Raw genomic sequence first — 13442 nt, forward strand, 5'->3', positions numbered from 1 at the left:
GACTTGCCCTCTCCCACATGGATCGCGTTTCTTCAGCGGATAAATCAGCCCGCCAGGCCGACGAACATGTCCTGCACGTCATCGTGGTTGTCCAAGCCTTCGAGGAAGGCTTCGACTTCAGCCATCTGCTCATCGGTCAGGCCGCTTACCGGGTTTTTCGAGATGTAGCCCAGCTTGGCCGACAGCACGGTGAAACCCTGTTCCGGCAACGCTTTTTGCACGGCGTCCAGGTCGGTGGTCTCGGTGATGAACAGGGTGGTGCCTTCTTCTTCGCCGTCTTCAAAGTCCTGCGCACCGGCTTCAATCGCTGCCATTTCCGGGTCGGCATCCGGGGTGTCCGGCGAGGCTTCGATCAGGCCGACATGGTTGAAATCCCAGGCCACGGAGCCGGAAGCACCCAACTGCCCCTTGCGGAACGCCACGCGGATTTCCGCCACGGTGCGGTTGATGTTGTCGGTCACGCACTCGACGATCAACGGTACCTGGTGCGGGGCGAACCCTTCGTAGGTCACGCGGTGGTATTGCACGGTTTCACCGAGCAGACCGGCGCCCTTCTTGATGGCACGGTCCAGGGTTTCCTTGGGCATCGAGGCCTTTTTGGCCTGTTCCACCACCAGACGCAGGTGAGCGTTGGTCGCGGTGTCGGCACCGTTGCGGGCGGCGATGGTGATTTCTTTCACCAGCTTGCCGAAGATCTTGCCCTTGGCATTGGCTGCCGCTTCTTTATGTTTGACTTTCCACTGTGCGCCCATGACTCACTCTCTTCTATACATCGCGCCGAAACGTCTGCTGGCCGGCGCTTTGGGGGCAGAGTTTATAGCGCAAGAACGCATCGTTCCACCAAAAAACCCTCAGGGTGCCAACTCGAAGAACGCCTGAATCAGGCGCAACGAACGGCGCCGCTCCATGCAACCGAGCGTATGTCGGTTGACCAGCCCATCGCCCTCAATCGCCACGGCCTGCACGCGCGGGTCGGGGCTGACTTCCATGGACGAAACCACGCCCACCCCCAACTCAGCGGCGACGGCTTCGGTCACCGCCTCGCGGCTGTCCAGTTCCAGCAGCACCTTGGGCTGCACATTCGCGGCCACGCAGGCGTCATCGAAGGTACGCCGGGTGATGGAACTGGGCTCGCGCAGCACCATGATCACGTCGTTGAGTTGCTCGAGGCGAATACCCTCGGGTTGCTGCGCCCACGGGTGGCTGGCCGGCACTAGTGCGCAAATCCGCGACTCGTTCAACGGTTGCAGGTGCAGGCCATTGCGCGGCTCCACTTCGGTGAGCACCGCCACGTCCGCATGCTCGGACAACAGCGCAGCCAGGGTTTCCTGGGCATTGCCCAGGCGCAGGTTGACGGTAATCCCGGGGTAGCGCGCGCGCAGGCTGGCAATCATCGGCATCACCAGGTGCGGGCCGTCCGCCGCGACTTCCAGGCGCCCGGTCAGCAGTTGGCGGTTGGCCTCCAGCATCGTCTGGGCTTCGTCCACCAAGCCAAAGATGGCCCGTGTGATCGCCGCCAGCCGCGCGCCCTCCTGGGTCAACTCCACCCGTCGCGCGGTGCGCCGCAGCAACGGAATCTGGTAGTGCTCCTCCAGGGCCTTGATATGCCCGGTCACCGCCGGCTGGCTGATGAATAGCCGCGCGGCAGCACGGGTAAAACTGCCCTCACGGGCCACAGCATCGAATGCGCGTAGTTGGAACAGGTTCATAGCTATCGGCCTCACTGATAGCTCGCATAACAACAAACAATTTGATTGATGACAAGCCAAACTGCAATTTAGGCGCCGTAGCTTCAACCCCTGATGCCTTGCGAGGACTTGAGATGCCCCCTGCCGCGCCGATTCTGCTGACCCCTGGCCCCTTGACCACATCGAACCGCACCCGTCAGGCCATGATGGTGGACTGGGGTTCATGGGATGACCGCTTCAACCAACTCACCACCAGCGTTTGCGAGCAATTGCTGGCGATCCTCCACGGCGAAGGCAGCCACCAGTGCGTGCCGTTGCAAGGCAGCGGCACCTTTGCGGTCGAGGCCGCCATCGGCACCCTGGTACCGCGCGACGGCAAGGTGCTGGTGCTGATCAACGGCGCGTATGGCAAGCGCCTGGCCAAGATCTGCGCAGTGCTCGGCCGTGATTTCAGCACCTATGAAACCGCGGAGGACGAGCCCACCACCGCCGCCGATGTGGACCGCCTGCTGGCGGCAGACAGCGCCATCACCCACGTTGCGTTGATCCACTGCGAAACCAGCACCGGCATCCTCAACCCGCTGCCGCAGATCGCCCAAGTCGTCAAACACCACGGCAAGCGCCTGATCATCGACGCCATGAGCTCATTCGGCGCGCTGCCGATCGATGCCCGCGAGGTGCCGTTCGACGCGCTGATCGCCGCTTCGGGCAAGTGCCTGGAAGGTGTGCCGGGCATGGGTTTCATCTTCGCCGACAAACAGGCGCTGGCCGCCGCCCAGGGCAACTGCCACTCATTGGCGATGGACCTGTTCGACCAGCACAACTACATGACCAAGACCGGCCAATGGCGCTTTACACCGCCAACCCATGTGGTCGCCGCCCTGCACGAAGCGCTGCTGCAATACCAGGAAGAAGGCGGCCTGCCCGCGCGCCACCGACGCTATGCCGACAACTGCCAGGCATTACTCGACGGCATGGCCGCACTGGGCCTGCGCAGCTTCCTGCCGGCGGCGATCCAAGCACCGATCATCGTGACCTTTCATGCCCCGACAGACCCGCGCTACCAGTTCAAGGATTTCTACGAACGGGTCAAGGCCAAGGGTTTCATTCTGTATCCCGGCAAATTGACCCAGGTGGAGACGTTCCGCGTGGGTTGTATCGGCCATGTCGACGCGGCCGGCATGCGCACTGCGGTCAAGGCGATCGGCGAGGTGCTGGAAGAAATGGAAGTGTTGGACATCTGATTGCCCCTTACCCACAGGATCTGAACCATGAACTATCAAAACCCCAACACCCTCCAGGCCGTCATCCTCGATTGGGCCGGCACCGTGGTCGACTTCGGCTCCTTCGCCCCCACGCAGATTTTTGTCGAGGCCTTCGCCGAGTTCGATGTGCAGGTTTCCATCGAAGAAGCCCGTGGCCCGATGGGCATGGGCAAGTGGGACCATATCCGCACCCTGTGCGACCAGCCGCAAGTCGCCGAGCGTTACCGCCAGGCGTTCGGTCGCACGCCTACCGATGACGACGTGACGGCCATCTACCAGCGCTTCATGCCGTTGCAGATCGAGAAGATCGCCGAACACTCGGCGCTGATCCCCGGCGCCCTCGACACCCTCGCCCGGCTGCGTGTGCAAGGCATCAAGATCGGCTCTTGCTCCGGCTACCCCAAGCAAGTCATGGACAAGGTCGTCGCGTTGGCCACCACCAACGGCTACGTCGCCGACCACGTGGTCGCCACCGACGAAGTGCCCAACGGCCGCCCATGGCCAGCCCAGGCCCTCGCCAACGTGATCGCGCTGGGCATCGACGATGTGGCGGCGTGCGTCAAGGTCGACGACACCGTGCCGGGCATCCTCGAAGGCCGTCGCGCCGGGATGTGGACCGTGGCCCTGACCTGCTCCGGCAACGCCCTGGGCCTGACCTACGCGCAGTTCCGCGCCCTGGACAGCGCCACATTGGCCAGCGAACGCACGCGTATCGAAGCGATGTTCGCAGGCTCCCGCCCCCATTACCTGATCGATACCATTACCGACCTGCCGGCCGTCATCGCCGACATCAACCAGCGCCTGGCCCGTGGTGAAATGCCGCAAAGCTACTGATAGAGGTCAAGACAAAGGCATCGCGTCGGGCAAACCGCACAAAACAGGCTTACAGTAAAAGGACTTCGTCGCCAAAGAACGAAGGTTTGCCCTGATGAGTGAGGAACCCAGCGATGCCGTGGAAAAACTCCGATACGCGCTACAGCTCCATGTCGATTGCGCTGCACTGGTTGATGGTGGTGCTGCTGGCGGTGGTCTACGCCTGCATTGAGTTACGCGGCCAGTTCCCCAAAGGCAGCGGCGCACGCACGTTGATCGTCGAGATGCACTTCATGTTCGGCCTCACCGTGTTTGTGCTGGTGTGGCTGCGCCTGTTCGCGCGCAGCCTGGGGGTTGCGCCGAAGATCGTCCCCGCCCCGCCGCAATGGCAAAGCCTGCTCGCCACGCTGATGCACTTCGCGCTGTACGCCTTGATGATCGGCATGCCGATTGCCGGTTGGCTGATCGTCAGTGCCGAGGGCCATTCGGTGATGTTCTATGGGATCGAGCTGCCGCCGCTGATCGCTGAAAACAAGGCGCTGGCCAAAGAGATTGAAGGCTGGCACGTGTGGTTCGGCAAGGTCGGTTACTGGCTGATCGGCCTGCATGCGTTGGCGGGGATCTTTCATCACTATGTGATGCGTGATAACACGGCGCTGCGGATGATGCCGGGTAAGCGCGCTAGGCTGTAAACCCTCGGCGGCCCTGCAAGCCACCGGTATGCACAAAGATCAGGCGAGTGCCGGGCGCGAAACGCCCGGCTTCGACCTGCTGCTTCAACGCCAGCAACGCTTTGCCGGTATAGAGCGGCTCAAGCGGTATACCGCAGGCCTGTTCGGTGGTGTCGATAAATTCGAGCAACAGCGGATCGACCTGCGCAAAGCCACCCCGGCTGGCATCCAGCAATTCATAACCGCCCTGCACCAGGGCACTCACGTTCTGCGCCACACCATGATCATCCGGTACCGCCATGGCGCCGTACACCGGATGCGCGCCCGCCTCCGCCAGCGCCAACCCCGCCAACGTCGTACCGGTGCCTGCCGCCAACCACCAGGCGTCGTAATCGGCCCAACCCAGGGTGTTCAATTGCCCGCGCACCTGCTCGACCAAAACCCCGCATCCCCGCGCCCCGGCCATCCCGCCGCCGCCTTCTGGCACGGGGTAAAGATCGGGATATTGCGCGCGCCACGGCAACCAGAAACCCGGCTCATGGCGCGCGCGATAGCCGCCATACCCCAACCAATGCAGGTGCATGCCAAAGGCTTTCAGGTCGAGGATAGTGGGTGTGTCCTGGGGATGGCCGCGCAACAAGCCGACAGTGGGGAAACCAAAGCGTTTGCCCGCCGCTGCCAGCGCGTGCAGATGATTGGAGTAAGCGCCGCCAAGGCTGATGATGCCGCGGGCACGGGCTTGCTGCGCCTGGGCCAGATGCTCGGTGAGCTTGAACCACTTGTTGCCGCTGATCAGCGGGTCGATGCGGTCCAGGCGCAGCACGGCCAGCTCGACGTCATTAAGCCAATCGAGCTGCATGGCTTCAAGGGGGGCGTGGGGAAGCCAGTCAAAGGGACCCATCGGGCGGCATCTGCATGGAAAAAGGGGCGGTAGTCTAACACCGCCCCTTGCGTCGCCTTACAGCTCGGCGGCGAGGCGCGAGCCTTGGTTGATGGCGCGCTTGGCATCCAGCTCGGCCGCCACATCGGCGCCGCCGATCAGGTGCACGTTCTGCCCTGCGGCGACTAGGCCATCCTGCAACTCGCGCAGCGGGTCTTGCCCGGCGCAGATGACGATGTTGTCCACGGCCAGCAGCTGCGGCTCACCCTCGGCGCCGATGCGGATATGCAGGCCGTCATCGTCGATCTTCAGGTATTCGACGCTGTTAAGCATCTGCACGCGCTTGTTCTTCAAGCCGGTACGGTGGATCCAACCGGTGGTCTTGCCCAGGCCGTCGCCGACCTTGGAAGCCTTGCGTTGCAACAGGAACACGTCACGGGCCGGGGCATAGGGTTGCGGCTTGATCCCGGCCACGCCGCCACGGGCTTGCAACTGGGTGTCGATGCCCCACTCTTTCCAGAACGCTTCACGGTCGAGGCTGGTGGACACGCCTTCATGCACGAGGAATTCCGACACGTCAAAACCAATGCCGCCGGCGCCGATCACCGCCACGCGCTTGCCCACCGGCTTGCGCTCGAGGATCACGTCCAGGTAGCTCAGCACCTTGGCGTTTTCAACGCCCGGAATCGCCGGCGTGCGCGGCGCAATGCCGGTGGCCAGGATGATCTCGTCATAACCGCCCGCCAACAGGTGTGCGGTGTCAACGCGGGTGTTAAGGCACAGCTCGACGTGGGTGGTCTGCAACTTGCGATTGAAGTAGCGCAGGGTCTCGAAAAACTCTTCTTTGCCCGGTACGCGCTTGGCGATATTGAACTGGCCGCCGATCTCACTGGCCGAATCGAACAAGGTCACCTGGTGGCCACGCTCAGCCGCCACGGTCGCAGCGGCCAGGCCTGCGGGGCCGGCACCGACCACGGCGATTTTCTTGATCTGCTTGACCGGCAGGTAGTTGAGTTCGGTTTCATAGCAGGCCCGCGGGTTGACCAGGCAGGTGGTCAACTTGCCGCCAAAGGTGTGGTCCAGGCAGGCCTGGTTGCAGCCGATGCAGGTGTTGATTTCATCGGCGCGGCCGGCGGCGGCCTTGTTGACGAACTCCGGGTCGGCGAGGAACGGCCGCGCCATCGAGACCATGTCGGCATCGCCTTCGGCGAGGATCTGCTCGGCAATCTCCGGTGTGTTGATGCGGTTGGTGGTGATCAGCGGGATCTGCACCGCACCGCGCAATTTGGCCGTGACTTTGCTGAACGCGCCACGCGGCACCTTGGTGGCAATGGTCGGGATACGCGCTTCGTGCCAGCCGATGCCGGTGTTGATGATGGTCGCGCCCGCCTGCTCGATGGCCTTGGCCAACTGCACGATTTCTTCCCAGACGCTGCCACCTTCCACCAGGTCGAGCATCGACAGGCGGAAGATAATGATGAAGTTCGGGCCCACCGCTTCACGCACGCGGCGCACGATCTCCACCGCCAGGCGCATGCGGTTTTCGTAGCTGCCGCCCCAACGGTCGGTGCGGTGGTTGGTGTGGGCGGCGAGGAACTGGTTAATGAAGTAGCCTTCGGACCCCATGATTTCCACGCCGTCGTACTCGGCGACCTGGGCCAGCAGCGAACAGGTGACAAAATCCTGGATCTGCTTCTCGATGCCTTCCTCGTCCAGCTCCTTGGGCTTGAACGGGTTGATCGGTGCCTGGATCGCACTCGGCGCGACCTGTTTGGGGCTGTAGGCATAACGGCCGGCGTGGAGGATCTGCATGCAGATCTTGCCGCCCGCCTCATGCACGGCCTTGGTGACGATCTTGTGCTTCTGCGCTTCTTCTTCGGTGGTGAGCTTGGCCGCGCCGGAATACACCCCGCCTTCATCATTCGGGCCAATGCCGCCGGTGACCATCAGCCCCACGCCGCCCCGAGCACGCTCGGCAAAGTAGGCCGCCATGCGCTCGAAACCACCGGGCTTTTCTTCCAGGCCCGTGTGCATCGAGCCCATCAGGGTACGGTTACGCAAGGTGGTAAAACCCAGGTCCAACGGGGCCAGCAGGTGCGGGTAGGCAGCAGCGGTCATGGTACAGCTCCACAACGGATCATCACGGGACGTGGGGGGCTCGAATGGCACCCCATCGGGTTATGTCCCACAGACTAAGAGGCGGTGGACGACGGCTCAATGACTGAAACTGACAAGTTATTGATCCAAATGCACAGCGCCCCTTGGCAAGCCGCCGCATGGGCCCTACCCTAGTCGCGAACCCTGCACCCGGTCTGTTGTCTGTTGCCCCATGCGTAAACTTCTAGCTTTTACCGTCTCCATGGCCCTGGTTGCCGCCGTCGCCGCGTATCTGGTCTGGACCCAGGAGCGCCCCGTGGGGCATTACCTGTCGGACCTGCGCATCACCCTGGCCGTGAATGAAGGCCTGCCTGCTGATCGCGGCAACCTGCTGGGCATCCAGCCAGAGCTGTTTCCGGCTGATTACCAGAGCCTGGAACGCCTGCACCTGAAGCTCTCGGCCTATCTGCAAAAGGCCCGGGATCAGGGGTTGATCAACGAAAAAACCATCGTAGTGCTGCCTGAACATATCGGCACCTGGCTGATGTTGACCGGTGAAAAAAATGAGGTGTACCAGGCGCTGCACGTGAAGGATGCGATGAACTGGCTGTCGGTCAGCAACCCGCTGCTCTTTGCGCGGGCCTGGATCAGCGCCACCGGCGATAACCGCACCGATGACGCCTACCTGCGTATGAAAGCCTCCGGCATGGCGCGGGACTATCAGGTGCTGTTCGGCGGCCTGGCCAAGGAGTTTGGCGTCACGCTGGTGGCCGGTTCCATCGCCTTGCCCAACCCGAGCGTAAGCCAGGGACAACTGCAGGTCGGCCATGGCGCCTTGTACAACGCCAGCGTGGTGTTTGCGGCAGATGGTTTGCCCATCGGCGAGCCACAGCGCCAGCTCTATCCGATCTACGATGAACGCGGCTTTATCGAACCCGGTGACGAAAACGTCGTCAGCGTGGTCGACACCCCGGCCGGGCGCCTCGGCGTGTTGGTCGGCAGTGACAGCTGGTACCCGGACAACTATCGCAAGCTCAACGAGCAAGGTGCGCAACTGATTGCAGTGCCGGCCTTTGTGCTCGGTCGCGATACCTGGGATCGACCATGGCGCGGCTTCAAGAGCGTGTCCACGCCGCCGGAAATCAGCCTCAAGCCTGAAGAACTCAGCGAAGGTGAAGCCTGGCGCCGCCTTACGCTGATCAGCCAACACCCCGTCAGCCAGGCAACCGCTGGCATGAGCGTTTTCCTGCGTGGGCAGTTCTGGGACCTGGGCACGGCCGGGCGCAGTTTTCTCAGCAGCAACGGGCAGATCAGCGCCGACGGCGACGCCCGTGGCGCGCGCCTGCTGAATATCTGGCTGTAACCCCGTGAAGCCGGTGCGCCTGGGTGATCTGTCGGTGGGCTTCGTACACACCCTGGCCGACGCAATCCACAGCCACGGCCTCGACCCGCAACCGCTGCTGCTGCAATACGGCCTCGACCCCGCGCGCCTCGCCGAAGCGGGTGCACGCTTGTCGATTCCCCGTTATATGCGCCTGGGCCATGCGGCCATCCAACTCACCGGCGACCCCGGCCTGGGCCTGCGCATGGGCCAGCTCAGCCGCCTGAGCCAGGCCGGACTGGCCGGGGTCACCGCCGCCCAGGCGCCCAACGTGCGCGAGGCGGCGCGCACGCTGACCCGCTTCGAAGCGCTGTACGGTTCCAACTACCGTGGGCAATCGAGTTTTCACGAGGACGCCGAAGGTGCCTGGCTGCGGTTCTATTCCATCAGCCCCTATAACGCCTACAACCGCTTCGTGGTGGACTCGATCATCGCCGGCTGGCTGCAGCAACTGTCGAGCCTGGCCCAGCAACCGATACAGGCGCAGCGGATTGAAATCGAATTTGAAGCGCCGGATTACAGCGAACGGTACGCGGTGCTGGGCGATGGCCCGATCCAGTTCGGCGCCGAGGTCAATCAACTGCGCCTGAGCCAGCAAACCCTGGCGCTGCGTAACCCGCAGCATTGCCCGAGCACCTGGCAGCTATTGTTGAAGCTCTGTGAACACGAGTTGGAGCAGTTGACCCGCACCCGCAGCCTGCGCGAGCGCATTACCCGCTTGCTCGGGCCGATGCTCAATGGCGGCCGGGAACCCGACCTGGAAGAAGTGGCGGCACGCTTGAAGCTGCCGACCTGGACACTGCGCCGCAAACTGGCCGAAGAAGGCACGCAGTTTCGCGCAATTCTCAACGATACCCGTCGCGACCTGGCCATGACCTACATTCGCGATACGGAACTGGCATTCGGCGAAATCGCCTACTTGCTCGGTTTTGCCTCGGCCCAGGCGTTTCAACGGGCGTTCAGGCGGTGGAACAACCAGACCCCAGGGGAATTTCGCCGCAGTCAGCGGCATTCCGCCTGAAGTCGGTCTTACAGCTCGGTGGCGTCATCGGCCGGATCCAGAGGATCCAGTTCAAACGCCTGGTACTCCAGCAGTTCTTCCTGATATTCGTCCATGGTGGGCTCCTTGTTTTGAATTAAAAGCGGCTGCAGATAAATGACCTGCAAAGCCAGCCTAAAGTGCCGTGATGACGAAAAAATGTCGACGTCATGACGTTCCTGCACTCCAGGATTAAACGTAGCAGCGTGATGCGGATTTAGCACCGGGGTTTTGAGGCGCGATTGCAATCAGGCATGCACTGAAATGGACGGGAATGCATTCCAATGTGGGAGGGGGCTTGCCCCCTCCCACATTGGATCTGCATCAAGTTTCAGACTTGCGTCGACCACGGGTTTGAACACCCGCCTCCATCGCCATCCCGGCAGTGCGCTCCAACGCATCGGCAAACGCCTGGCGTTGCTCCGGCTCGATCTGCGAAAGGAACAACTCGTCCACCGTACTTTCGTAGATCTTCCACATTTTCTTGCGCAACGCTCGGCCGGCGTCGGTGATCGACGCAAAGGCCGCGCGGCCATCGCCGTCGGAGCGGGAGCGCACCACCAGGCCGTCCTTTTCCAGGCGGTCTACCAGCCGCGTGAGGTTATAGCGCTCAATGGCCAGCACATCGGCCAATTCGTGCATGCGGCGAGTGCCATCGGGGCCGCTTTCCAGGCCCCACAGTGCGTCGTACCAGGCGTAAGGCGGCAAGTCGGCGGCCGCCAGGCGGCGCTCGATTTCACGAATGACCGTCCTGTGGGCCCTGACAAAACGGAACCATACATCAGGCTCTTTCGACGACATGCAACACCATCCGGTGGATTTCAAGAAGGTTGCAATAGTAGCTCATCCCGCGCTAAATTCGGTCATGTAGTTGCAATTGCAATCACTTTGGCGGCATTCCCACAAGGAGCCCGCCACTAGAAATCCGCCGACCCTGGAGCCTCACATGACCCCGAATAACGCAGTCAGACGCGACGTCGATCCACAGGAAACCCGCGAGTGGCTGGAGTCCATCGAATCGGTGCTGTCCACCGAAGGCCGCCCGCGCGCCCATTACCTGATCGATCAGTTGCTGGATTTCGACGTGGCGCGGCATGGCGACTTCTACGGGCGGGTGACCACGCCTTACGTCAACACCATCCCGGTGGATCGCCAGTTGCCCTACCCCGGCAACCTGGCCATCGAACGCCGCATCAATGCGTTTATCCGCTGGAACGCCATGGCCATGGTCTTGCGTGCTGGCAAGCACTCAGGCGTGGGTGGGCATATTGCGACTTATGCGTCAGCCGCTGTGCTGTACGACGTAGGTTTCGACCACTTCTTCCGTGGCCGCACCGACCGCTTCGAAGGCGACCTCGTGTACATCCAGGGGCACTCTTCGCCAGGCATCTACGGCCGCGCCTACCTCGAAGGCCGCATCAGCGAAGCGCAACTGGATAACTTCCGCCGCGAAGCCGGTGGTGAGGGCATTTCGTCCTACCCCCACCCACGGCTGATGCCGGATTTCTGGCAATTCCCCACCGTGTCCATGGGCCTCGGGCCGATCACGGCGGCCTATCAGGCCCGTTTTATGCGCTACCTGGAGTTTCGTGACCTCAAGCAACACCAGGGCCGCAAGGTCTGGGCATTTCTGGGTGATGGTGAAATGGACCAACCGGAATCCCTGGCCGCCATTTCCCTGGCCGGGCGCGAGAAGCTCGACAACCTGATCTTCGTGGTCAACTGCAACCTGCAACGCCTGGACGGCCCGGTACGCGGCAACGCCAAGGTGATCCAGGAGTTCGAAAGCCTGTACCGTGCCGCCGGCTGGAATGTGATCAAAGTGATCTGGGGCGGTGGCTGGGATGCACTGCTGGAAAAAGACACAAGCGGCCTGATGCGCCAACGCATGATGGAATGCGTGGACGGTGACTATCAGAACTACAAATCCCAGAACGGCGCCTACGTGCGCGAACATTTCTTCGGCAAATACCCGGAATTGCTGGCACTGGTTGCGGACCTGTCCGACGACGACATCTGGAAACTCTCACGGGGCGGGCATGACCCGGACAAGGTCTACAACGCCTATGCCGCCGCCGTGCGTCACAGTGGCCAACCGACGGTGATCCTGGCAAAAACCGTCAAGGGCTTTGGCATGGGCGAGGCCGGTGAAGGCCAGAACATCAACCACCAATTGAAGAAGATGGGCGCCGACGCCGTCAAAGCCTTCCGCGACCGCTTCGGCCTGGAAGTGCCCGATGAGCAACTCGCTGAAATTCCTTACCTCAAGCCCACAGCCGACAGCGAAGAAGCCCGTTACTTCGCCGCACGTCGCCAGGCCCTGGGCGGCTATGTGCCTTCGCGCCACACTGCGGTCGAACCGTTGCAGATTCCCGAACTGAGCGCCTTCGCCACTCAGCTCAAGGACACCGGCGAGCGCGCGATCTCAACCACCATGGCCTTTGTGCGCATCCTCGGCACCCTGCTGAAAGACCCGCACCTGGGCAAGCTGATCGTGCCCATCGTGCCGGACGAATCCCGCACCTTCGGCATGGAAAGCCTGTTCCGTCAGATCGGCATCCACTCCGCCGTCGGCCAGCTCTACACCCCACAGGACTCGGGGCAACTGAGCTATTACAAGGAGAGCAAAGACGGACAGATCATGCAGGAAGGCCTGAATGAGTCCGGCGCCATTTCCTCGTGGATCGCAGCAAGTACGTCCTACAGCAACCACGGCCTGATGACCGTGCCGTTCTATATCTTCTACTCGATGTTCGGCTTCCAGCGCGTCGGCGACCTGGCCTGGGCGGCGGGCGATGCACGAGCACGCGGCTTCCTGCTCGGCGCCACAGCCGGGCGCACCACGCTGATGGGCGAAGGCCTGCAGCATGACGATGGTCATAGCCATATCCTGTCGTCGGTGATTCCGTGCTGTGTGTCCTATGACCCGACCTTTGCCTACGAACTGGCGGTGATTATTCGCGAGGGCATGCGGCGAATGTATGTCGAGCAAGAGGACATTTACTACTACATCACCCTGCTCAACGAAAACTACCCGCACCCGGCGATGCCCGAAGGCGTGGAGGACGGGATACTCAAAGGCATGTACCGGCTCAGCGCCAACCCTCAGGCACAGGTGCAACTGATGGGCAGTGGTTCGATCCTGCGAGAAGTGATCGCGGCCGCCGAGCTGCTCGCCAACGATTTCGCCGTGCAATGCGACGTATGGAGTGTGACGAGCCTGACCGAATTGCGCCGTGACGGGCACGCGGCGGAACGCTGGAACCTGCTGCACCCCGAGAGTGAGCCGCGCGTGAGTTACGTCGAGCAATGCCTGGAGGGGCAAACGGGGCCGGTGGTGGTCGCGACGGACTACATGAAGCTGTTCGCCGATCAGATTCGTCCGTTCGTGCCGGGCCGGCGCTTTGTCGCGCTAGGCACTGATGGCTTCGGGCAATCAGACACCCGGGAAGCCTTGCGCGAGTTCTTCGAGGTGGATCGCCACTTCATCGCCCTGGCTGCCCTGAAGGCGCTGGCGGATGACGGCGCGATCGGTCGCGACAAGGTCAGTGAAGCGATCAAACGCTACGGGATCAACGTCGACAAGGTGAATCCCGTAGCGGTCTGAG

At 62.3% G+C, this 13442-nt stretch carries 12 protein-coding genes; 6 read left to right on the forward strand and 6 right to left on the reverse strand.

All coding sequences use genetic code 11. The features are described 5' to 3' along the window. Positions 1-44: 44 nt before the first annotated feature. Together ACHPFG_RS19430 and ACHPFG_RS19435 are read right to left on the reverse strand one after the other, a co-directional pair. Entirely contained in the window at positions 45-752 is a 708-nt protein-coding gene (locus tag ACHPFG_RS19430; RefSeq protein ID WP_131698122.1) for a YebC/PmpR family DNA-binding transcriptional regulator, read from the reverse strand. A gap of 99 nt (positions 753-851) precedes the next feature. Beyond that, positions 852-1709 carry a LysR substrate-binding domain-containing protein gene (locus ACHPFG_RS19435; RefSeq protein ID WP_431700180.1) on the reverse strand — a complete coding sequence of 286 codons (858 nt, stop codon included), beginning with the start codon at positions 1707-1709 and terminating at the stop codon, positions 852-854. Positions 1710-1822: 113 nt separating this feature from the next. Here ACHPFG_RS19435 and ACHPFG_RS19440 point away from each other — a divergent pair, with 113 nt between their 5' ends. From ACHPFG_RS19440 to ACHPFG_RS19450, 3 genes are all read left to right on the forward strand, one after another. Further along, positions 1823-2932 (forward strand): 2-aminoethylphosphonate--pyruvate transaminase, encoded by a 1110-nt coding sequence (locus ACHPFG_RS19440; RefSeq protein ID WP_431700181.1) that lies wholly within the window; start codon positions 1823-1825, stop codon positions 2930-2932. A gap of 27 nt (positions 2933-2959) precedes the next feature. Next, on the forward strand, positions 2960-3787 hold the full coding sequence (gene phnX / locus ACHPFG_RS19445) for a phosphonoacetaldehyde hydrolase (RefSeq protein WP_431700182.1): 828 nt from the start codon (positions 2960-2962) through the stop codon (positions 3785-3787). A gap of 113 nt (positions 3788-3900) precedes the next feature. Beyond that, complete coding sequence (locus ACHPFG_RS19450) at positions 3901-4458, forward strand: cytochrome b (protein WP_431700183.1); 558 nt, start codon at positions 3901-3903, stop codon at positions 4456-4458. Here ACHPFG_RS19450 and ACHPFG_RS19455 read toward each other — a convergent pair. Together ACHPFG_RS19455 and ACHPFG_RS19460 are read right to left on the reverse strand one after the other, a co-directional pair. After that, positions 4448-5338, reverse strand: a complete 891-nt coding sequence (locus ACHPFG_RS19455; RefSeq protein ID WP_431700184.1) for a 1-aminocyclopropane-1-carboxylate deaminase/D-cysteine desulfhydrase — start codon at positions 5336-5338, stop codon at positions 4448-4450. The genes ACHPFG_RS19450 and ACHPFG_RS19455 overlap by 11 nt on opposite strands. A gap of 57 nt (positions 5339-5395) precedes the next feature. Further along, entirely contained in the window at positions 5396-7435 is a 2040-nt protein-coding gene (locus ACHPFG_RS19460; RefSeq protein WP_431700185.1) for an FAD-dependent oxidoreductase, read from the reverse strand. A 211-nt stretch (positions 7436-7646) separates the two neighbouring features. Here ACHPFG_RS19460 and ACHPFG_RS19465 point away from each other — a divergent pair, with 211 nt between their 5' ends. After that, on the forward strand, positions 7647-8777 hold the full coding sequence (locus ACHPFG_RS19465; protein ID WP_431700186.1) for a carbon-nitrogen hydrolase family protein: 1131 nt from the start codon (positions 7647-7649) through the stop codon (positions 8775-8777). Positions 8778-8781: 4 nt separating this feature from the next. Continuing rightward, positions 8782-9816, forward strand: coding sequence for an AraC family transcriptional regulator (locus tag ACHPFG_RS19470; protein WP_431700187.1), 1035 nt, complete (start codon positions 8782-8784; stop codon positions 9814-9816). Between the two features lie 8 nt (positions 9817-9824). Here the strand turns inward: ACHPFG_RS19470 and ACHPFG_RS19475 are convergent, their stop codons facing one another. Both ACHPFG_RS19475 and ACHPFG_RS19480 read right to left on the reverse strand, forming a co-directional pair. Beyond that, positions 9825-10082: a hypothetical protein gene (locus ACHPFG_RS19475; RefSeq protein WP_431700188.1), complete on the reverse strand. Its 258-nt coding sequence runs from the start codon at positions 10080-10082 to the stop codon at positions 9825-9827. A 76-nt stretch (positions 10083-10158) separates the two neighbouring features. Further along, a complete protein-coding gene (locus ACHPFG_RS19480) occupies positions 10159-10635 on the reverse strand; it encodes a MarR family winged helix-turn-helix transcriptional regulator (protein ID WP_431700189.1) in 477 nt (158 codons plus the stop codon). 145 nt (positions 10636-10780) lie between these two features. Between ACHPFG_RS19480 and aceE the strand changes: the two genes are divergently transcribed. Beyond that, on the forward strand, positions 10781-13441 hold the full coding sequence (gene aceE, locus ACHPFG_RS19485) for a pyruvate dehydrogenase (acetyl-transferring), homodimeric type (RefSeq protein WP_431700190.1): 2661 nt from the start codon (positions 10781-10783) through the stop codon (positions 13439-13441). Position 13442 lies beyond the last annotated feature (1 nt).

The sequence above is a fragment of the Pseudomonas sp. BR20 genome (genome assembly GCF_050780135.1).
In the GTDB taxonomy this organism is placed as follows: Bacteria; Pseudomonadota; Gammaproteobacteria; order Pseudomonadales; family Pseudomonadaceae; genus Aquipseudomonas.